Source organism: Paraburkholderia adhaesiva, from assembly GCF_021390575.1.
Classification (GTDB): domain Bacteria; phylum Pseudomonadota; class Gammaproteobacteria; order Burkholderiales; family Burkholderiaceae; genus Paraburkholderia; species Paraburkholderia adhaesiva.
Genome location: NZ_JAJEJQ010000001.1, coordinates 2,166,951 through 2,187,587, shown reverse-complemented (window position 1 = coordinate 2,187,587; position 20,637 = coordinate 2,166,951). Strand labels below are relative to the sequence as shown.

Here is a 20,637-nt window from a genome sequence, read left to right as displayed (position 1 = left end):
GGACACACCCGTTACATAGGTGACCAGGTGAGCGCGTCGCGAACGACGACACGACCTGTCCCCCGAGACCCCGAAACTGGATGACCGATTCCGAAGTTTTCGACCCGAAGAAGACGCTGGCGCAGTTGCCGCATCTGCCCGGCGTCTATCGCTATTACGACGCCCAGGGCACGGTGCTCTACGTCGGCAAGGCGCGCGATCTGAAGAAGCGCGTTTCGAGCTACTTCACGAAGACGCAACTTTCGCCGCGCATCGCGATGATGGTGACGCGCATCGTGCGGATCGAGACCACGGTCACGCGGTCCGAGGCCGAAGCGCTGCTGCTCGAAAACAACCTCATCAAGGCGCTCACGCCGCGCTACAACATCCTGTTTCGCGACGACAAGTCGTATCCGTTCCTCAAGCTCACGGGTCACAGGTTTCCTCGCATGGCGTACTACCGCGGCGCCGTCGATCGCAATAATCAGTACTTCGGCCCGTTTCCGAGTGCGTCGGCGGTGCGCGAGAGCATCCAGATCCTGCAGCGTGTTTTCCAGCTGCGCACCTGCGAGGACTCGGTGTTCAGCAACCGGACGCGGCCGTGCCTGCTCCATCAGATCGGGCGCTGCACGGCGCCGTGCGTCGGCGCGATCAGCGAGGAGGACTACGCGCGCGATGTGAGCAACGCGTCGCGATTCCTGCTCGGGCGGCAGAACGAGGTGTTGAAGGAACTCGAAACGAAGATGCACGCGTTCGCAGCCGAGCTCAAGTTCGAGCAGGCGGCGGGCGTGCGTAACCAGATGAGTTCGCTTGCGACGGTGCTGCATCAGCAGGCGATCGAGACGGGCAGCGAGAGCGACGTCGATATCCTCGCCGTCGTGGCGCTCGGCGGGCGTGTCTGTGTGAATCTCGCGATGGTGCGCGGCGGGCGGCATCTCGGTGACAAGGCGTATTTCCCGGCGCACGTCGAACGCGCGTTGACGGACGAAGAGGGTGGTGTAGCCGAGGACGTCGATAGCGAGGCGGTCCTGGCAGCAACGGCCTTGACGTCATTGCCGTCGCTTGCGCGCAGGGCGCTCGAAGCGGCGGCGGGGCTGTCGGCGCAACAGGATACCGATGACGAGGAGGCGGGCGCGGTGGCCGATCCGCTCGCGATAGCAGCGGAGCTGCCGCCGGAGCCTGAAACGGCCGACTCCGAAGCAAACGCCGGGGAAGGCAGCGAAGAGGACGAAGGCGACGCGGCAACGCCGCCAGCGGCAGGCCGCAAGAAGGGCGAAGTCGGCATCGAATCCGAAGTGCTCGACGCCTTCATCGCGCAGCATTACTTCGGCCATCGCGTGCCGCCGGTGCTCGTCGTGAGCCACCCGCCGGCGAACCGCGAACTCGTCGATGTGCTCACCGAACAAGCCGGTCACAAGATCACGCTGCTGCGTCAGCCGCAGGGGCAAAAGCGAGCGTGGCTCGCCATGGCCGAGCAGAATGCGCGGCTCGCGCTCGCACGGCTGCTTTCGGAGCAGGGTTCCCAGCAGGCACGCACACGCTCGCTCGCGGGACTGCTCACACTCGAACTCGATGATCTAGCGCAACTGCGCATTGAATGCTTCGACATCAGTCACACGATGGGCGAGGCGACCCAGGCGTCGTGTGTGGTCTTTCACCATCACAAGATGCAGTCGAGCGAGTACCGTCGCTACAACATCACGGGCATCACGCCCGGCGACGATTACGCAGCGATGCGCCAGGTCCTCACGCGCCGCTACGAGAAGATGGTCGAGCAGGCCGCGAGTAACGAGACCGGTGAGGCGCAGTCGCAGCCAGGCGCCGACCCTGCCGATCCCACGGCGAGCCCCGAAGGGGCGGTCGCGGCGGGCGCCCTGCTGCCGAATATCGTGCTGATCGATGGCGGCAAGGGGCAGGTGGAAGTCGCGCGGCAGGTGTTTACCGAACTGGGTCTTGACCCTGCGATGCTCGTGGGCGTGGCGAAGGGCGAGGGCCGCAAGGTGGGTCTCGAGACGCTCGTGTTCGCCGACGGCCGCGCGCCGCTCGAACTCGGCAAGGAGAGTGCGGCGCTGATGCTGGTCGCGCAGATCCGCGACGAGGCGCACCGTTTCGCCATCACCGGCATGCGTGCGAAGCGCGGCAAAACGCGCCAGACTTCGCGCCTCGAAGAACTCGAAGGCGTAGGCGCGAAGCGCCGCCAGCGCCTGCTCGCGCGCTTCGGCGGGCTGCGCGGCGTGATGGCGGCGAGCGTCGAGGATCTGGAGAGCGTCGAGGGCATTTCGCGCGCTCTCGCTGAACAGATATACCAGCAGCTTCACTGAACCCGGGACGCGTCTGACCGGCGCGACCTTACAGTTGCTTGTGGCAGGTGCGACGACACGGCACAATTGCATCTCCCTCGACAGACAGCGCCCGCCGATGCCGTTCAATATTCCGATTCTCCTGACGTGGCTGCGGATCGTGCTGATCCCGCTCGTCGTTGGCGTGTTCTATCTGCCGCCGACGGTGCTGACCCCGATGCACCAGAACATCGCGGCGATGCTGATCTTCGTGCTGGCGGCGCTGACCGACTGGTTCGACGGCTACCTCGCGCGCAAGTGGAACCAGACGTCGTCGTTTGGCGCGTTCCTCGATCCCGTCGCGGACAAGCTGATGGTCACCGCGGCCCTCCTGATGCTCGTGCACCTCGGGCGGCTTGATGCGGCGATCGCTCTGGTGATCGTCGGCCGCGAGATCGCGATCTCGGCGCTGCGCGAATGGATGGCGCAGATCGGAGCGTCGAAGAGTGTCGCCGTGAATTCGCTCGGCAAGTTCAAGACCGCATGTCAGATGGTGGCGATTCCGATGCTGCTCTTCTACGCGCCGCTCACGATCGGCGGCGTAACGCTTTTCGATTCGCGCGTGTGGGGCACCTGGCTCATCTACGTTGCAGCGTTCCTGACGATCTGGTCGATGCTGTACTACATGAAGCTCGCATGGCCGCAAATCCGCGAGCGCGGGAGTCTTTAGGCGAGTTTGCACGCATTCGTTTAGTCACACGCCTGAAAAAGATTACGCGCAGGGGTTGACACGATTCAGCGGCTTATACATAATCTCACTTCTCCGCTGCACGACACTCTGGCGAAGCAGCAACAAGCAAGAAGATGCGGTGGAGATAGCTGAAGATAGTTGGTAGATCAGCAGCAGAATGCGGGAGTAGCTCAGTTGGTAGAGCGCAACCTTGCCAAGGTTGAGGTCGCGAGTTCGAGACTCGTCTCCCGCTCCAGAATTCAGGTTCTGGCGACTGTGTAGTCAGAGCCGTAAAGCAGGATCCAGCAGTACAACGCGGGAGTAGCTCAGTTGGTAGAGCGCAACCTTGCCAAGGTTGAGGTCGCGAGTTCGAGACTCGTCTCCCGCTCCAGCTATACCGGGGAAGCAACGCTTCCCCTTTTGTTTGGCGGACCATGTTCGTGCATCGGGCCGTCGAAGAAATCTGTCCGGTCGTAGCGGGCGCAAGCAAGCGTCCCAGTATCGGCAGTCCGCTTCTGGCGCGATAGCAAAGCGGTTATGCAGCGGCCTGCAAAGCCGTGTAGGCCGGTTCGACTCCGGCTCGCGCCTCCAGGTAAGAAAAGAAAAAGCCACCTTCGGGTGGCTTTTTCTTTTTTTGCGTTTTTTTTTTGCGTTTCGTCCCTATTGAATTTTGGGGTACCTGGAATCGTACTCACTTACCCGCGGCCATAGTCCGAATTCAATCAAGCGCCGGGTGTGACGCATCGATACGAACCCGTGCTCGTTCAGGCATTGATCCCGAAAGCGTCTGTCGAAGCCCTCGCCTCGCTATACCCGTTCTCCACCGGCTTGCTGGCGGCGAGTCATGAAGGTCTTCCCTGTTTGCGCCAGCCGCAGTTGCGCGATGAGCGCGGATCGCTGAGACACCGAGTCAGGAGAGTTCGGGGACGGCGCGGTTGAGAGTCGGTGCCGGTGGGGCGGCAAAAATGCTCGTTTCGCTTGTGTTGTCTATGCGCCTGTATTGCCGCAGCGTGTTCGCGCGCATCGAAACTGATCTCGCCTATCCACGGAGATCGAGATATGCAAACCAATCCTTCCATTCAACAGCCCGCGCACATCCAGAACAAAAATCCCCAGCGCAACGAGTCTTCACCGAAGTCTGCGCTAGCCGCTTCGGTCTCGCCTCTCGGCGGACATCCGGTACAACAGGGTGTGCGAATCGCCGCGCTGTTCGGCGTCTCCCGGGCGACGATCAGCGCCTTTCACAACATTTTCGGCCTGCGCAGCACCCGTGGCGCCGGTGTCGCCTTGACGCCGGAGTGCAAGGCTGAAATCAATGCGTACCGTCGCGGGCACGCAGACGAGTCAACCCATGAGATAAGCAGGCGTTTTCGGGGGCGAAGCGGCTTATCAGGCAAATGTGCCAACGGATTCGCGAGCAACACTATGAGGTGCAGCGCACCTCTACCTCGGTTGCCGTGCCGTTTCAGACGCAGGATCGGCGAACACCATCTGCCCGGATCTCACCGGACGAGGCCGCCGACAATGCCATGGATAACGAAACAATAATCGATTGGATTCTGGAGACCCTGCCTCTCGACCAGATCGAGAGTGCCGGCGCGAATCCTGGTCTATCCAGAACGAACACACGGGAAGGTTGAGGGCTCAGGCCGTAATCGACGCGAAGTTGCAGTGGATTCGGGAAAATCTGCCCCTCGAAGAGAAAACCCGGATCTGAAAACATTCGGATAACGAATTAATAAAAGAAAAAGAAGGGATGCGGCAGCGCATGACTCAGGATGATGGGTCGTGAGCGTCTCTCAATAGCCCGGAAAGTGGCGGATGCATGTCTGGATCCGCCTCGCTCGAACAACGCGCTTTCGAATCATTGGAGAACACGATGCAAGTTAATCAAAATGTTTCACCTATCCAGCTTTATACCCAGGACCAATACAAAGACTCCGCTCAAAAAGATAACACCGCGAAGGAAAATGCCTCCGTACTACTCCCCGCCAATGCAAAACAGCAGCGGATATGGTAATGCCCCCGCAAATCCATCGTCGGGAGAAGTAGAATTTTCTCGTTAAGAGGGAGTTCTGCAGATGAAGAAGTCGAGATTCACGGACAGCCAGATACTGGAGGCGCTCAAGCGCGCGGAGGCCGGACTGGCGGTGCCGGAGCTGTGCCGGGAGCTGGGCATCAGTTCGGCGACGTTTTATAAATGGCGCTCGAAGTACGGCGGCATGGACGCGTCGATGATGTCGCGCATGAAGGAACTGGAGGCGGAGAATGCCCGGCTTCGCAAGATGTACATCGAGGAGAAGCTCAAGGCTGAGATTGCCTCGGAGGCACTGCAAAAAAAGTTCTGAAGCCATCTCGTCGGCGCGAGATGGCAAAGCGGGTTGTGCAACAGCGGCGCGTGTCAATTCGTGTGGCGTGCGCGGCGTTTGGCATCAGCGAGTCGTGCTACCGGTACGAGGCGAAGTTGAACACGGAGAACGAAGAGATTGCCAACTGGCTGCTGCGTATCACGGGTTGCCATCGCAACTGGGGTTTTCTGCTGTGCTACTTCTACCTGCGTAACGTGAAGGGATTCGGCTGGAACCATAAGCGCATTTACCGGATTTACCGCGAGCTGGAGCTGAACCTGCGCATCAAGCCGAAAAAGCGGCTGGTGCGGGAAACGCCGCAGCCGCTATCGGTACCGGAGGCCATCAATGAAGTGTGGTCGATGGACTTCATGCATGACCAGCTGGTTGACGGGCGCAGTATCCGGACGCTGAACGTGATTGATGATTTCAACCGCGAGGCGCTGGGCATCGAGGTGGATTTCTCGTTGCCATCCGAGCGGGTGATTCGCACGCTGAAGCAGCATATGGAATGGCGAGGCAAGCCGAAGGTCATCCGGTGCGACAACGGCCCGGAATATCTGAGCGCGGCCATCGTGACGTGGACGCAGAAGCAAGGCATCCGGTTGGAATACATCGAGCCGGGCAAGCCGCAGCAGAATGCGTATATCGAACGGTTCAACCGGACTGCTCGGTACGAATGGTTGTCGCAGTATCTGTGGGAAGACCTGGAGCAGGTTCGCGAAGCGGCGGCCGACTGGATGTGGATTTACAATCACGAGCGCCCGAATATGGCATTGGGCGGTTTTACCCCGAAGCAGCGGCTGGCCATGGCCGCTTAGTTTCTACTTCTGCCCACCGTGGAAAACGGGGGCATTACCATATCATCGCAGGATTCCGATAAAGGAACGAAAAATCAGAAAGGCGATGGTTCGGCGAAAAAAAACGGGGGTTCCGTTGCGCAGTCGAAATCGTCCGCACCGGTTGCGTCGGTGTCGTCGACCCATCACATCGTCAGACGCGACGCCCCGCCGGAAAACCCTGAGCCGACGGTCTCCGCCTTGAGTGCCGACGGAGATGCGGATGCGGATTCACAGGACATCGACAAGATCCATGTCGATCCGGAATCAATCACGTCGGACGTACAGGATGAATTCCAGGACTTGTTTGACCGGACCAAGGTATTCAAGGAAAAGGCCCCATCCGATGTCATGGTCCAGGCCAGCAACTTCATCCGCGACACGATCAAGGCAAAGACCGGTCTCGACATCGATCCCAACCAGACCTACCTTGTGCGTTTTTCCGGCGGAGAGGCGTCTCCGGAGGGCAATAAAAGCGTTACCGGCTGGCAGCACAAGGCCAGCCAGGTGGAACAGTTCATGTCGTTGACCGATTTTCTCCTCAAGGGCGCAGATGACCAATGGGCAAACAGCTATGCGGGCACATTGAACTCCTATCACGGCCTGTACACATCAAGTAATGCGACGACCTACGGCGCGAACAACGAGGTCAAAATCCTGCCAACAGATTTAAGGTCGATGTTCCAGGGTGAAAAGCTCGAGCAACACCTGAACGAGAAGCAGAAATCGTTCTGGGAGGCGCAGAAGCCGCAGTGGCGGGAGATGGCGAAATTCGAATTTTCGGCGCTGGCGAAAAAGGCGTCCGTCGACGGCCAGCTTTCCAGGCAAGGCTACGAAATCGCGATGAAGGGCGCCGCGAGCAACGTTGCGCTGGACAAGCCCGCCAAAATGAAGGACATGGAAGCCGAGGCCACGCCGGACGCATCCGTGAAGGTACGGCGCTTCGATATCGACAAATATACGGCCACCGACATTATTCGCATGGTGGGCAAGGACGGCCGCACCGTACTCTATATTCCCGGATCGAAGCAGTCGTTCTATGAATTCAAGAACGAAGCCGCCCTGGACAAATGGGTGATTGCCCAGACGAAGGATCCCGCTGCGCGGCAGGAACTGGCGAGCCATTTCTCCGCCTACGATCGCAGCAGCGGAAACTGGGGTGCCTTATCAAAATCCGGCATCAATGAGGCGCTTGAGAATCTGGCCTCCGGCGCATGGGATTCGGGCAGCATCAACATGGCGAATGAGGAGATCAGTGGCGATGCGTTTTCGGATATGGCAGACCGTATCCGGAACCGCAACGATGAGGATCTCACTCAAATCAGCCTCAAGCACGAGACACATGACATCTGGCTGAAGAATATGATCAGCGGCCACACCGACTCGCTGACCAAACCGATTTCGCGCACGCTGTCGGCAGGAAGCTTTGCGGAACTCGTGGGCAGCGAGGGCGGGGGTGCCTTCGCCGCTGACACGGACTTCCGGCGCCAGGCCATCAACGAGGCGCCGGGAATGAGTGTCGCGGCCACGTTGCTGCTGGCGCCTGAATCGTCGGCGGCCGCAGTGAAAGCACAACCCCCCTCGACTTCGTCTTACGACGGCCCGCGGCAGAAGGATTTCAGCACGACCCCGTTTCCGCCCGGCAACGCGGCGGAGGCCATGAACGAATTCACCGGAAAGATCCAGGAGATCACGGGTCAGACGACTCCGACGTTGTATACGTCGCTCAGCGCAGTCAGGGACGTGTCGGCTACCGGGAAGGACAAAACGGGTTTCCAGCGACTCCAGAATTCGCTCGACGAGGTGTACCGGCGACTGGACGATGCCAACAAGCGGCTCCACGACCCGAACAAGAAAGTCGACATTCTTGCGTCGCTGATCCAGTCGCTCGACACGGTTGACGAAAATGCAGTGAATCAGGCCTATGAGCGCCTCGGGCATCTGGCTTCGGATGCATTCGAGCGATTCAAGCTCATGAAGGAGAGCGATTACCGGGACATTGAATTCTTCGAACGAGGCGACAAGAGCAAACCGGTTCCGGAAAATGAAAGGCGGTGGCCTGTCCAGGCGTTCAGCAACCTCAAGGATCGCCGCAAGATGGCGATCAACCTCGAAGCGTCCGATATGGGACGCAGCAAGCTTTCAGACGCTGAAGCAGGAAAAAGATATAACGCGGATCTGGTGGATTCCATCATGAACCAGCTCACGCGCATGTCGGCCAATACGCAGGATTTCATGACCACCATGGTGGAGCCGACGCACGATGGATTTGCCCTGACCTCGGCCAGAACCGCCCTGCATCAGCTCAAGCTCAGCGTACCGAACGACGCCACCTGCCGGCAGGTGCTCGGCAGGGAGCCGACCAGGCTCGACGACGACTCGGTCCGGTACGTTCTGGGCTATGGATCCGACGTCGCTGTCGACGATCACACGCATTCGGAAGCAGTAAAGGTATACAACGGCTGGACTTCGGCAAACAAGGAAAAATACGCGAGCCATATCAACTGGATATATAACGACAAGGACAGGCAGGAAGCCCGCAATAAACTGCTGAACGACGATGTGGCCCGGGCGGACATCCTGACCTCGAATGCCGATACGGCAGCGCTTTATCTTCGTGACATCGGCGGATGGCGAGACTACAACTGGCCGCCGGGGTTCGATTATTTCCTTGAGCGGGCAAGGAAAAATGCTCCGGAAGGTTTTGGCGGAATCGCGATAAAACGTCGTGCCATCGAGGATTTCAATACTGGCGTCAGGCACGACTTCAAGGAATGGTCCGAATACAGCGGCCATTATGTACCGAAGCCTCGGATCTGGAGCGTTGAGGATTTCGAAGGCAAGGTGCACAGCTTCAAGACGGAGGCTTCTGCCGAGGCTTTTTCAAACCATATCATCGCAGTATATGTCGCCGAGCAATTGGGCAATCCGCTTGGCTCTGCTCTGCAACTTACCGAACCCAATGCTACCCCCGAAAGGCGAAAGGTACTGAACGAATGGGGCGATAACCCAATCGGCAAGACGTTGGTGGGCATGACGAAGAAGATGGGCGGGGGGGAATTGACCTGCCCCCCGAGATTAGTACGCTGACGGTGTAGAGTCCGTTCCGACAAGGAGCGGTCATGAAGAAGCGATTCACCGAAGAACAGATTATTGGCGTGCTGAAGGAAGGCGAGGCGGGCCTGAAGCCAGCAGAGCTGTGCCGCAAGCACGGCATCTCGGAAGCGACCTACTACAACTGGAAGGCGAAATTCGGCGGCATGACGGTTTCCGATGCGCAGCGCCTGAAGGAGCTGGAGCAGGAGAACAGCAAGCTCAAGCGTCTGCTGGCCGAGTCGATGCTCGACAATTCTGCGTTGAAGGACCTTCTGTCGCGAAAATAGCAAGCCCGCAGGCCAAACGCGAAGCGGTCCAGATATTGATGACCGAACGCGCCATGGGTGTCACCCGGGCCTGCGGGCTGGTAGGGATTTCGCGCTCGCTGTTTCAGTATGAGTCGCGCCGCCGGGTCGACGACGAAGTGCTGACTGGCCGGATGATGGCCATCGCCGCGCAAAAGCGTCGCTACGGCTATCGCCGGATTCATGTTCTGTTGCAGCGCGAGGGCTGGCTGGCAAACCATAAACGCATCTGGCGGCTGTATAGCAAGGCTGGACTGAGCGTGCGCAAGCGGCGACGCAAGCGCATAGCCGCTGTCGAGCGCAAACCGCTGCCGGTGCCAACGGGGCCGAACCAGAGCTGGTCGATGGACTTCGTCAGCGACGGGCTGGCTTATGGTCGGCGCTTTCGCTGCCTGAACGTGGTCGACGATTACACGCGTGAGTGCCTGGCTATCGAGGTCGATACCTCATTGCCGGGTCAACGGGTCAAGCAGGTGCTTGAACGGTTAAGCGAGATGCGCGGCTTGCCCGGGTCCATCACGGTGGACAACGGCCCGGAGTTCGCTGGTAAGGTGCTGGATGCATGGGCTTACGAAGTGGGCGTAACGCTGTCGTTCATCCGGCCCGGCAGGCCGGTGGAAAACGCCTACATCGAGAGCTTCAACGGGCGATTCCGGGACGAATGCCTGAACGAGCACTGGTTCGTTTCCATGCGTCACGCCAGGCGGTTGATTGAAGATTGGCGTATCGAGTACAACACCGAGCGCCCTCACAGTTCGCTCGGGTATCTGGCGCCAGCGCAGTTCGCGCAGGCGCACGAAACGAAGGAATTATTAACCTCGGACTCTAACGGCGCTTCGTACTAATACCGGGGGCAGGTCAGAATTTGCCCAGGCGTTTATGGAACACCTGGGCCGCGCGCTTGAATATTTTATCCCGATTTGGGGACCGGCCAGAGGTGCTGCGCAAGCGTTTGGAGGCATGACTGCCACTTCTCTTAAAGCCCAGCGTCCGAAGCTTGAAGACGCGACATCCATGCTCGATACGTTGAAGGATATTGTTTCCGCAGGGCCAGTCAAGACTGACGGGCTCGGCGGCAAAACAATGTCCTTTAGAATTGCATTTCCTAAAAGCACCAAACCCGTTAACCTGACCATAAGAATTCCCAAGGTTACGTCGACCAGGACTTCGAAAGCGCCAACGGGTTCAAAGCCGACCGCTCGCCCGAATAAAATCTCGCAAGAGGGAGCCGGCGACCCGGGCAAGCCGAAGGTCGACCAGAAAGGGGGAACGCAAGACGCCCCGAAGGCGACCACGGCCGATGCGCCCGCGACCCAACCGCGCAAGACCGTGGAGTCGCCGACACAGGCCGGCTGGAAAAACTTCCGGGCGAACAGAGGGGGCGATGCGCTCAAGACAACGGCGCTTTCGTACAAGAAGTTCGACCAAGACAATTATTCAGCATTCAAGCCTTCCAATCCGGATGGGGTGTGCCAGGGGCTTTCTCTCGAAGCCATAAAGCGTATTGACCGTGGTTCGGCATCGGGACAGGATCTATCGTCCGCGGTGCTGGATATCAGGCGGGGTTTGGGGAAACACGGTCCCGAGCGGAAGGCGCTGATGGTCAGCATAGTGGGCCAGCAGTGGAATCCGAAGCTGACGGCGTTCCAGAATCTTAACCAGCAGCCGACGAAGCGCTATGACGCGGACCGGCAGATGTCGATCAATGCGCTGGAAAACGATATCCGGGGCATGGCGCCAGGCGACGTTGCCCTGCTGAGAACGAAGATCCGGGGCAAGCACGGTGAGATGCTGGATACGGGTCACATGCTGGTGGTCCAGCGGACCAAAGATCAGCAATACCAGTTATTCGATTCGAACAATGGCGTTTTCAAGTACGGAAACGAAGACACGTTGAGCAAAGGTCTGGAACCGTACTTCGACACGGCCTATTCGGACAAGGGCGTCATGGCTCCGGATTCCTTCACGCTGTACAAAGCCGATGCCGCAGCGGCGAAAGACAAGACCAAGGCGCCCGAAGCACCGGACGGACAAAAGCCGTTCGGCGAGAACTACGACTTCCCGTACGCCGATGCCGATGACGCGTCCGGGCCGAAACCGGCCACGCCGCAATCGGGCACGGGCAAGCCCGCCACGGATCAACCGGCGACACCGGCAGGCACGCCCGCCTCATCGCCTGACGGCGGCAGCACCGGCCCCGACGTCCGGACCGATAAGGCATCCGAACCGAAACCCGCCACGTCGCAGACGAGCACGGGCAAGCCCGCCACGGATCAACCGGCGACACCTTCAGGCACGCCCGCTTCATCGCCAGCCAGCGGCAGCACCGTTCCCGAGGTCCGGCTGAACGCGGGGAATGTTACCAGCGAACTACCCGGGCTCACGGCGCAGGGCCACCTGAATGCGGCGCGCTACTTCACCGAAAACGGGAACCCGCCGCTGGTCATACAGGACAAGCAGGACGTAGCCGCCCTCACGCGGTTCTTTAACGAAGAAGGCGGCAGGCTCAGACTTTTGGGCGGCGCGCCGGGCGGCGATGGTCCATCGCAGCCCAAGCGCACGCGGACCGAAGCCAACGACGGGCAACAGCCATCGACTTCGACGACCCATGCCAACGACGGGCAGCAGCCATCGACTTCGCGGACTGATGCCAACGACGGGCAACAGCCGTCGACTTCGACGACCAATGCCAACGACGGGCAACAGCCGTCGACTTCGACGACCCATGCCAACGACGGGCAACAGCCATCGACTTCGACGACCAACGCGAACGACGGGCAACAGCCGGCGGCTCCGAGTTTTACGGGGGGGGGTATTTACGGTGGCTTCTACGTTTCGGATCAGCTAAAGAGCAGAATTCTCGCCACCGTCCGCGGGAATCAGCGTCTGGCGGACAGCACGGTCGCCACGATCCACAAAATCCCGACCAGAGTAGTCACTGACCTGCGCGACAGCTTTAACTTGAGGAGAACCTCAGGCCGTGCCATTAGCCTCGCGGACGACACAAGAACCCAGATCAAAAACGCCATTAACCAGCCTGGCGGTGCGACCGATATCGATATCGCGACGCGGTTCGATGTCCCCAAGTCGCTGGTCGAGACCATTCGCCAGGAAGTCGGCCTCCCCAAGGTCACCGGTATATCCGATCAACGCAAGGCGGAGATCGTCGAGTACATCCGCAAGAACATCGGTGACTCCAACGACGATATCGGCAAGGCGTGCGGCGTCTCGGGAATGACAATCTCCAGGCTGCGCCATGATAACGGCCTGCAAAAGTCCAGCGGTATGGGCGTTCCCCTGACTACCGAACGGAAGATGGAAATCCGCGACTACATGCAGAAGAACCCGCACCTGATCAATGCCCAGATCGGCACTCGTTTCGAAGTCAGCATCACGACCGTGAGCCGGATCCGCAATGATCCCGGTTATGTCGAAGCGCCGCTGCCAGTACCGTCTCCGTTGCCGGCAGGGCTCGACCTCAACGCCCCGTTGTCTCCGAACAGCCAGAAGAAGGTCGACGAGATCAAGGCCGGTCTGGATAGCACGCTTCCCAGCCCCCAGCCGGGCACATCGGGTGGTTCATCCGCGCCCGCCCAGTCATCCTCTCCGTCTGCGTTCGCGCAGAATGTCGATGCCGATGCGCCGCTGCCCGAGTTACGTGAACGTGACCTTCAGCAAGTCTGGAACGAACTGGGGTGGGTCAATCCGGATGAGCCCACCAATCCGGACTTAATGCGCTGGATATCGAAGAACCTTCCTCCGGAAGAGCTTCATCGGCTTGCCGATCTGCCCGATCCCCAGGTCGAAGGGGAACTCGGGATGATCAGGCGGCGCGCGAATATGCCTGAGGAAGGCGCACCCCTGACGCCGGTGGCAACGCCGTCCGGGTCCCCGTCTTCAACCTCGTCGGGGTCTTCAACTCCGTCCACGCAGGGCAGTGCCGATGCGCCGCAGTCACCGGCCCGTGAGCAGCAACGGGCAGAGCTCGAGAATAGAGTGGCCTCGTCACCGACGCCTCCGCCCGATGCCGACGCGGTGATCACCTGGCTTCAGAACCACCGCACACCGGAGGAAATGAAACGTATCGAGAAACTTCCGCAGGACGAATTCGACGCGGAGATCGACCGCGCAAGAACAGAAATGCTCGCAGCACAAAAGCAGGACGCCGCGCCGGGTCCATCGGGCTCGGGAGGCGTGACGAATCTGAACCTCCAGCTGACCACCGATAATGTCATTCGCGAACTGCCCGGACTCACGCCGCAGGGCCAGCAAAACGCGATGAACTACCTGGCGCCAGCAGCGCGCAACCCTGTCCCGGTCCTGCAAAACCAGCGGGACATCGACAATGTCACGGCGTTCTTCAACGAAGGCAGGAGCAGACCCGGACTGCCGGGTGGCGACCCGGCCAGCGCGGGCCCATCTGGGCCACGACGCCAGAGCCCGGAAACGGTTGCCGGGCAATCCCAGCCGTCTGGGTCGGGAACTGGTGACGCTGTGAGGCAGGGTCAATCGAGCTCGACAAATGCCGCTGCGAGCGAGGGTCCGTCGACCTCGGCAAATTCCGAAGCGAGTCAGGGTCCATCGACCTCGACAAATGCCGCAGCGAGCCAGGGTTCATCGACCTCGACGAATACAACGGCCGCGCCAGCGACGCAAACGAGCCAGTCGACGAGCACCGTCCCGAATCCGGAAGTGATTACGCCGAGCGCGGGCAGTCTCCACGAGCGCGATCTGCAGGTCAAAAAAGAGGTCGAGCAGAATCACATACCCGATCCCGCATCACCCGATTATTCGGCGCATATCGACGATGTGGTCTCGAAGACATCGGGCGAAACGGGCGTCGTCAAGGTCGATTTGCCGGTGCTGCAGAAGATGGCCTACAAATACAACACGATCATCAGTATCCGGCCCGTCGATAAATACGCCACCGGCTTGATCGAAGAGGGTTATGAAACGAAGGGCTTCCATATCAAAGGGAAGAGCGCATCGTGGGGGCCGCAGGCGGGGCTTATCTGTTCGGACCAGAAGTTCAGCAAGCTTGAAAACACCGATTCCGCGCGCATCGACAAATTCAATCAGGAAATCACAAAGAGCATCAACGGAGGCGATGCCACGAAAATCCCGCTCGAGTTGTCGTGGGACCGGCTCCAGAAGCTCTCGGATATGGGAACCATAACGGTAGTATCGGAACCCAATTCGAAGGGTGTGCGCACCTTTGGTGCCGTCGCGCCAAGTGGGAAGCTATATTATTTCGAAGCGACCCCGACGAAAAACGGGAACTTCACCATCACCAGCAACAACCAGCCCATTGAAGTCCTGGCCCCGACTACGAAGGGCGCGAAACCGTTCACCGCGGATTACGATCTTTTTGCTGTCGCGCCACATCTCGCTGACGTCGGTCCACAGGACAGGGTGCCCACGCCCGATGTGCACCAGGACGTATTCAAGAAGCGAGTGGACAACTACCAGAACAAGGACGGCATCAATCCCAATCTGAAACCGGCCTATGACGATAAAAAGGAATTCCACAAGAACGACGATCCGGATCTCGGTAATTCGTCGCAGCGCGTCGCCAATCTGGTCCCTGCCATCAACGACGAGATCAAGGCGAATGACAGCCGTGAGCGTGCAAACGTTGCGCACCACGCCGATGACTCGACCAACCCTGTGACGGATCAGGATGCGAACTACCCGGCAACGTTCTTTCTTCCCTACAAAATGGGGCGCTTTGACGAAATCTGCGTTATTCACGACAAGGCTGAATTGAAAGAAATGATTCAGGCAGCGAAGGACCGTGGTTATAACTTCCCGCTCAACCCGCTCTGGGACAGCGATATCACGGATACGCGGCGAAAGGGCTTTTCGGATGCCCAGGACAACCTGTCAGGCAGTGGTGGTGGTTCGGGAACCGGTAAGACGGACCAGCAGGGGACGGCGTCAGGCAGTGGTGGTGATGGTTCGGGAACCGGTAAGACGGGCCAGGAGAACACGTCAGGTAGTGGTGCTGATGGGTCAGGAACCGGCAATACGGACCAGGAGAAGGCGTGAAGCAGCAGTGGTGATGGTCGGTAACCTGTGAGACGGCCAACGGCTGAGCCCCGTGCTCTGATGGGCTCAGCCTTTTTTCTTGACGCGCGTGCCCGGGCGATTGGCCGATCGGCCGCCGCACCACCTTGCGCGCACGCGCGAAGTCAATGACAGCTATAACGTGCAACGGAAAAGCAAATGGGCACGGACGAGACAACCGCATTGATCTAAACGTTGAGTGCCGTGACGTTGACGGTGAGCGACCTCTCGCGCTCGGCGCGCGCTTGCACGAGTCACTGGAATTCTGACAAGGCTCCGCGCCCCGCGTGTCGGGGTTGGCGTCGTTCGAACCGGGCCGCGTTCTGGAGCACCTCCTCGCACGCCTGAGCCGCCTGACTGCCTTGTACGGCGTTTGCCTTCCCTTTACCTGTGCCTGAAAAAAACCCAAGTCCGGCTACGGCAGGGGCGGAGCTTGTTGCGCCTTCGAGGCAAACGCGCCCGCGAATTTCAAGGTCGAGGATTGTGTTCAACGCTGCGGCGAATTGGCACGGAAAGAGCGCGGCCACTCCCCCGAAACGCCATAAACCGTTAATTCGACTAGCTTTTTTTGAACTTGTGTAGCCGCAAGCGCCGACCAATCGCATCTTTACACGCGGCTTCGGCACCAACTATGATGCCGATAACATGCATCAATGATGCATCTTTAAACGCAGTGAAAACGGGCTACTGACGCAGACATTGTCTCCGCAACTCATCCCTTTCTGGAGAAGGAGAGAGGAATATGCAATCAACAAATCGGTTATGGAAATGGCTGGGGCTCATCTGCCTCGCGTCATTTGCCGTTCTACTCTGGCTTGGCCGCGAGATCTACCTCGTCGCGCCGCCGATCCCAAGCGCAGTCGTTAGCGATAGCGGCAGCCTCCTGTTCACGGGCGAACAGGTCCAGCGCGGTCAGAAGGTGTGGCTGGCCGCCGGCGGTCAGCAGGTAGGTACGGTCTGGGGCCACGGCAGCTACGTCGCCCCCGACTGGTCGGCAGACTGGCTGCATCGTGAAGCCGTCACGCTGCGCGACCTGTGGGCGCAAAAAGAGTTCGGCAAGTCGTATGACGCGCTGACGCCGGAGCAGCAAGGCACGCTCGACGCTCGTCTGAAGCGCGAAATGCGCCAGAACCGCTATGACGCCGCGAGCGGGCACGTCGCGGTGACCGATCAGCGTGCGACCGCGATTCTCGATGTCGCGAAGCACTATGAGTCGCTGTTCGGAACGGATCCGGCTTTCGACAAGCTGCGCGATCAATACGCGATGAACGCCGGCTCCGTGCCGGGAGCTGCCGACCAGGCTGCACTGGCAGCGTTCTTCTTCTGGTCGTCCTGGTCAGCCACGACCGACCGTCCGGGCGAAACGGACGTCACCTACACGAACAACTGGCCGCATGAGCCGCTCGTCGCCAATACGCCGACGGTTGCCAACGGCATGTGGTCGATCGCGAGTGTGATCCTCCTGCTCGCGGGTATCGCCGGTCTGATCTGGTACCACGCGTCGCACCATGACAGCGAAGAAGAGGTCCCCGCTGCACCGGCCGAAGATCCGCTGTTCAACGTCAAGACGACGCCGTCCATGCGCGCGACGAAGAAGTACTTCTACGTCGTGATCGGCCTGATGCTGACGCAGGTCGCCATGGGCTCGCTGACGGCGCACTACGCAGTGGAAGGACACAGTGTCTTCGGGATGCCCATCGCTGATTTCCTCCCCTGGGTCGTGAGCCGCACGATTCACACCCAGTTCGGCGTCCTCTGGATTGCCACGGCATGGCTTGCAACCGGTCTCTACATCGCGCCGCTTCTGTCCGGGCGTGAACCGAAGTTGCAGAAGCTCGGTGTGGACCTGCTGTTCTATGCACTGCTCTTCATCGTGGTGGGTTCGACCGTTTGCGGCTGGCTCGGCTCGCTGCAGCATCGCGGCACGTCGTTCGCTTTCTGGCTCGGCAATCAAGGTCTCGCTTACACGAGCATGGGCCGGGTCTGGCAATTGCTGCTCTTCGTCGGCCTCCTGTTCTGGGCATTCCTCCTTGGCCGTGCGTTGATGCCCGCGCTCAAGGATCCGAAGACCAGCGGCCGCGGCATCATCACGATGATGTTCCTGTCGGCTACCTGCATCGGCTTGTTCTATGCGTCCTCGCTCGCGTGGGGCCAAAACACGCACTACTCGATGATCGAGTACTGGCGTTGGTGGCTTGTCCACCTCTGGGTGGAAGGCTTCTTTGAAGTGTTCGCGACGGCTGTCATCGCGCTCATCTTCTCGCGCCTGGGTCTGATTCGTGCCGCAACCGCGAACCGCGCGATTGTCATGGAAACGATCATCTTCCTGTTCGGTGGCATTCTCGGCACGCTGCATCACCTCTACTTCACGGGTACCTCGACGTCCATCATCGCGTTCGGCGCAGTGTTCTCTGCATTCGAAGTGGTGCCGCTCGCCATCATGGGCATGGAAGGCTGGCAAACCTATCGCCGCTCGCAAGCTGCTCCGTGGGTGCAGAACTACAAGTGGGTGATTCTCTGCTTCGTCGCAGTCAGTGTCTGGAATACGGTGGGCGCCGGTCTGCTCGGCTTCTCGATCAATCCGCCGATCTCGCTGTACTACGTGCAGGGCCTGAACATGACGCCCGCACACGGCCACGCAGCACTCTTTGGTGTGTACGGTATGCTGGGCATCGGCCTGATGCTGTTCTGCCTGCGCGGAATGTCCGCACGGCAAGCCTGGGACGACTCGCTGCTCAAGCCGGCCTTCTGGATGCTCAACATCGGCCTGTTCATGATGGTGTTCTTCTCGATCCTGCCGTCGGGGATCTACGAAGCATGGGCATGCGTCAGCAAGGGCCTCTGGTATGCACGTTCGCCTGAAGTGATCCATTCGGCGATCATGCAGACGCTCGTCTGGGTGCGTGTGCCGGGCGACATCGTGTTCGCCATGGGCGTGTTGTACCTCGGCTGGTTCGCACTGCGTCTGCTCGGTCGTGGTCCGACCGCACCGCAGGAAGCAACCGCCAAACGCGTCTCGCAACGCGTCTAAGCAGTGGGCGTGAGGGGGGGCGGCCGGCCTGTGCTGGCCGGCACCTCGCCCCGATGATGAACAGGAGAGAGCGCCATGATGTCCCCGGCCGACAATGCAGCACTGCCGAGCGAAAGTGAAATCCGCGAGGCCCTGCGTTATGTGATCGATCCCGAGGTCGGCGTCAACATCGTTGACCTTGGTCTCGTCTTTCGCGTCGATGTGAGTCCGGAGATGCTGGAAATCGACATCGCGCCGACATCGCCCGCCTGCCCGATGGGCGAGGTGATTCTCGACGACGCGCGTGAGGTCGTCGACGCTCTTACACCTGCAAGCATGGCTATCAATATCAAACTCGTATGGGAGCCGCCATGGGATCCCTCGATGATGACCGACGCGGCTCGCCGGGTGCTGGGATGGTCGGACGAGTAACGAACCAGCCGGCCACCAGGGCTGCGAACCGGCAGGCAGATCCGATGAAGAGGGGATCTCCCCTTCGGCTCGCGCCCCGCGTGTTGCTTGGCGCGGTCATTGTCGCGACGCTGCTGTGTGGTCTCGGCACCGGTCTTGCCCGCTTTGGCGTGGCGCTGCCGGCGCACGCCGTTGCCAGAGCAGGGTGGCACGGTGTGCTGATGGTTCCGGTATTCTTCGGCGCGGTCATCAGCCTCGAGCGTGCCGTCGCGATTGGTCGTGCATGGTGTTTTGCTGCGCCTGTCGGCGCGGCGCTCGCCAGCGTGTTACTGCTGGCCGGCGCACCCGTCCCGCTTGCGCAGGTGGCTCTGCTTGTTGCGTCCATTCCGCTGCTTGTCGGTAGCATCTTCGTGATGCGCCGACAGTTCGCGCTCTATTTGATTACGCTTGCCATTGCCGCAGCCTGCTGGACCTTCGGCAATCTGGTCTGGATCGTATCGGGCGATCCGTTTTCTGCGGTGCCTGCCTGGCTCGCATTTCTCGTTTTGACGATCGTCGCCGAACGGCTCGAATTGATGCGCATGCGCCCTATGCGGCCCATGGCACCCTATCTGTTCGGCGGTTGCGTCACGCTCTTGCTGACGGGGCTCGCCATCGCGCTTTGGCAGCCCGACTTTGGCAGCCGTGTTTTTTCGGCGAGCTACTTGCTGCTGGCGTTGTGGCTCGCGAAGTACGACATCGCGCGCTACACGGTACGTCAGCGCGGTCTCACACGTTTCATTGCCGTTGCGTTGCTGGTCGGCTACGGCTGGTTTGGCGCAAGCGGCCTGCTCGGACTCGACGGTGCACTCGTCGCAGGACATCCGTGGCACGACGCGGCGCTGCATGCACTCACGCTCGGCTTTGTGTTCTCAATGGTGTTCGGCCACGCACCGATCATTCTCCCCGCCGTCACCCGCTTGCGCGTCAAGTACAGTCCGCTCTTTTATGTGCCGCTCGTGCTCTTGCACGGTGCCGTGGCGGCGCGCGTGGTCGGTGTTCTGTACGGTGATTTTGGCCTGAGACGTTTCGGCAGCGAAGCCGCTGCCGCAGCCCTCGCGATTTTTATCTTCGTTTTGCTAACGGCAATCTGGTCTGCACGCCGGGGCAGGCGATAAACAATGCGTTCGAACCGATTCGTCAGTTGCACGCGAAACCGGCGCAACAACGCCACCTTGACTGTCTAACGTTACGACGTGGACTTGCTTGAACTTTTAGATGGAGCTTCACATGACCGAAACCATTAACCGCAACGCATTTGTTTTCGACGCACGCGGCATCTCCAAGCGTTTTCGCCACGCCGCGATTTTCGGCGCACTGGAGTCGCTCGATCGCGGCGAAACGATGCGCTTCGTGAACGATCACGACCCGCTTCCGCTCTTGAACCAGATCCAGTCGCGCTACGGCGACCAGGTGGAAATCCACTACGTGGAGCGTCAACCTGCGCAAGTCGTGATCGACTTCCTGGTTGTGCCTGCCGCCGGTGGCTCGGCACCGCAGGAGCGCGAAACCGGTGCCTGCGGCGGCGGAGCGGG

General features: G+C 60.0%; 10 protein-coding genes, 3 tRNA genes and 1 pseudogene. All 14 read left to right on the top strand.

Translation table 11 applies throughout. The annotated features are described in order from the left end of the window. Positions 1–80: 80 nt before the first annotated feature. Positions 81–2,300, top strand: a complete 2,220-nt coding sequence (gene uvrC / locus L0U80_RS09865; protein WP_233863747.1) for an excinuclease ABC subunit UvrC — start codon at positions 81–83, stop codon at positions 2,298–2,300. 97 nt (positions 2,301–2,397) lie between these two features. Further along, positions 2,398–2,988: a CDP-diacylglycerol--glycerol-3-phosphate 3-phosphatidyltransferase gene (gene pgsA, locus L0U80_RS09860; RefSeq protein WP_233863745.1), complete on the top strand. Its 591-nt coding sequence runs from the start codon at positions 2,398–2,400 to the stop codon at positions 2,986–2,988. Between the two features lie 180 nt (positions 2,989–3,168). Continuing rightward, a tRNA-Gly gene (locus tag L0U80_RS09855) sits at positions 3,169–3,244 on the top strand. A 59-nt stretch (positions 3,245–3,303) separates the two neighbouring features. Beyond that, positions 3,304–3,379, top strand: a tRNA-Gly gene (locus tag L0U80_RS09850). Positions 3,380–3,505: 126 nt separating this feature from the next. Next, positions 3,506–3,579: transfer RNA gene (locus tag L0U80_RS09845), tRNA-Cys, on the top strand. A 1,288-nt stretch (positions 3,580–4,867) separates the two neighbouring features. Then, on the top strand, positions 4,868–5,008 hold the full coding sequence (locus tag L0U80_RS09840) for a hypothetical protein (RefSeq protein ID WP_233863744.1): 141 nt from the start codon (positions 4,868–4,870) through the stop codon (positions 5,006–5,008). Between the two features lie 61 nt (positions 5,009–5,069). Beyond that, a protein-coding gene (locus L0U80_RS09835; RefSeq protein ID WP_233862864.1) for an IS3 family transposase occupies positions 5,070–6,157 on the top strand; the annotation gives its coding sequence in 2 pieces (ribosomal slippage) (positions 5,070–5,319 and positions 5,319–6,157; 1,089 coding nt in all). A gap of 18 nt (positions 6,158–6,175) precedes the next feature. After that, the gene (locus L0U80_RS09830) at positions 6,176–9,265 is read left to right on the top strand and encodes a dermonecrotic toxin domain-containing protein (protein ID WP_233863743.1); all 3,090 of its coding nucleotides are present in this window, start codon (positions 6,176–6,178) and stop codon (positions 9,263–9,265) included. A gap of 32 nt (positions 9,266–9,297) precedes the next feature. Continuing rightward, a protein-coding gene (locus L0U80_RS09825; protein ID WP_373322135.1) for an IS3 family transposase occupies positions 9,298–10,421 on the top strand; the annotation gives its coding sequence in 2 pieces (ribosomal slippage) (positions 9,298–9,556 and positions 9,556–10,421; 1,125 coding nt in all). A gap of 34 nt (positions 10,422–10,455) precedes the next feature. Further along, on the top strand, positions 10,456–15,624 hold the full coding sequence (locus tag L0U80_RS09820) for an anthrax toxin-like adenylyl cyclase domain-containing protein (protein ID WP_233863741.1): 5,169 nt from the start codon (positions 10,456–10,458) through the stop codon (positions 15,622–15,624). 760 nt (positions 15,625–16,384) lie between these two features. Beyond that, complete coding sequence (locus tag L0U80_RS09815) at positions 16,385–18,673, top strand: nitric-oxide reductase large subunit (RefSeq protein ID WP_233863740.1); 2,289 nt, start codon at positions 16,385–16,387, stop codon at positions 18,671–18,673. A gap of 75 nt (positions 18,674–18,748) precedes the next feature. After that, complete coding sequence (locus tag L0U80_RS09810; protein ID WP_233863739.1) at positions 18,749–19,084, top strand: metal-sulfur cluster assembly factor; 336 nt, start codon at positions 18,749–18,751, stop codon at positions 19,082–19,084. 44 nt (positions 19,085–19,128) lie between these two features. Then, on the top strand, positions 19,129–20,220 hold the full coding sequence (locus tag L0U80_RS09805) for a DUF8744 domain-containing protein (RefSeq protein ID WP_233863738.1): 1,092 nt from the start codon (positions 19,129–19,131) through the stop codon (positions 20,218–20,220). Positions 20,221–20,320: 100 nt separating this feature from the next. Beyond that, a pseudogene (locus tag L0U80_RS09800) lies at positions 20,321–20,572 on the top strand (DUF2249 domain-containing protein); the annotation flags it as partial. Positions 20,573–20,637 lie beyond the last annotated feature (65 nt).